Here is a 1,804-nt window from a genome sequence, read left to right as displayed (position 1 = left end):
ATGGTCGCCGTTGTGCTCCCGGATACGGGAGAACGATCCCTCTCGACGGCCCTCTACGACGGGATATAGCTCCCCGACCAGACGGCGCACACCACGACGTGGCGGGGTGAGAACTGGGGTGTGCTCCGGACAGGCCGACCCCTATTGGTGTGCGGACTATTCGGCGGCACACAGCTCCCTGTAACCGAGTGGGGGTGGTTTCGTAGCCGCTCAACCCGCCACGCTGAAAGAGAAGGGGGTGGTCTATGTGTCTCGGCCTTCACCCGCTCTGGAAGACATTCACGTGTCTCGCTCTCGTTTCGGCTCGCGGCCGAGCACGCTGGCGACGGACTTGATGCGATCTTCGCCGTGTTGTTCGCGACGCCGCTGTTCGTCGACTTCGACGGAGGTAATGACTCGGTCAGCCTTCACCGCGTTGTGCGCGGCTTGGATGGCTTCGAACACCTCGTCGACATTATCGGCCTCGATGACCGTATCTGTCGCGGTCAGTTCGTACGAGATGTCGAAGTCGTCGAGCGCTTCAATTGCCTGTGCGATGTCTTCGGACAATCCTCCCTCGTGGACCGGGATGACCTCGAACCTAGCTATTACAGTCATGAATTCTACTCCAATTTGGATGCGCACGGTCGGGCAGGGCAGCCCCCGAGCAGATGTGTTATACGTCAACAACAGACATAGTGTTTTGCAATTATCAGAACGAGGGCATCAGAGTCCAGCTACTGCGCCGGTGTCTGTCGGTTTCCTCTGGGGATTGGTGATTCATCATAAACGAGAAAAGACGGTGGAAATCGAGGACGTGGGCACTTTCATATGACTTGCATCTCAGTTATCCCAGAAACGCTGGCGGACAAACTCCGCAGAACTCGTTTTTCAGGTTACACTTTTTCCCTGCCGAACTCGTATGTGTGCCTATGACAACAACCGACGAGCTTGCCACGTTCATTCGCGAAGTGGACTACGAAACCCTCCCGGACGACATCGTTGAAGCGACGAAAAAGCGTCTTCTCGACTCCGTAGGTATCGCGCTCGGGGCCGCCGAGTCCGAAACGGCCGCGGCAGTGCGCGAGACAGTTTTACAGGAGGGAGGAGACGCCTGTTCGCTGTGGGCGACAGACGAGAGAGCCTCGCCGTCCGGAGCAGCGATGTACAACACGGTGTTGACTCGGTATCTCGATTTCATGGATTCGTTCCTCGCCCCCGGCGAGACGCCCCACCCGAGCGACAACGTCGGAACGGTCGTCGCAGTCGGTGAGCTGGTCGACGCAACGGGCCGTGACCTCATCGAGGCGACTGCACTCGCCTACGAAATTCAGGGCGAACTCGCGTGGAACGCACCAGTCCGCGACAGGGGATTCGACCACGTCACGCACACGGTCATCACGCAGGCTACGGCCGCGGCGGCCTTGCTCGACCTCGACCACGAAGCAATCCGAGATGCCATCGGTATCGCCGGCACCGCGCACAACGCCCTCCGGGTGACCCGGACGGGCGGCATAAACGAGTGGAAGGGCGTCGCCTCCGGTAACGCCGCGCGAAACGGCACCTACGCCGCCCTGCTCGCGGACAACGGTATGGAAGGGCCGAAAGACCTCTTCGAGGGACAGAAAGGCTGGAAGCAAATCATCGCCGGCGACTTCGAGGTTGACCTCGACACGTCGTGTTCACGAGTCCACGACGTGATGACGAAACGCTACGTCGCCGAAACCTACGCCCAATCGGCCGTCGAAGGCATCATCGACCTCGCCGAAGAACACGACATCGACCACGAGGAAGTCACGTCCATCGACCTGGACACGTTCCACGG

At 59.8% G+C, this 1,804-nt stretch carries 2 protein-coding genes; one reads left to right on the top strand and one right to left on the bottom strand.

Going from position 1 to position 1,804, the window contains the following annotated elements; all coding sequences use genetic code 11:
* Positions 1-279 precede the first annotated feature (279 nt).
* Entirely contained in the window at positions 280-597 is a 318-nt protein-coding gene (locus QT222_RS01560) for a thiamine-binding protein (RefSeq protein WP_004056207.1), read from the bottom strand.
* Positions 598-911: 314 nt separating this feature from the next.
* Here QT222_RS01560 and QT222_RS01555 point away from each other — a divergent pair.
* The coding region (locus QT222_RS01555; protein WP_491476084.1) for an MmgE/PrpD family protein at positions 912-1,804 on the top strand (893 nt) is incomplete at its 3' end.

Source organism: Haloferax sp. s1 (assembly GCF_058382125.1).
Note: the sequence above shows the minus strand (reverse complement) of the source record. Positions and strands in the feature narration are given on the sequence as shown.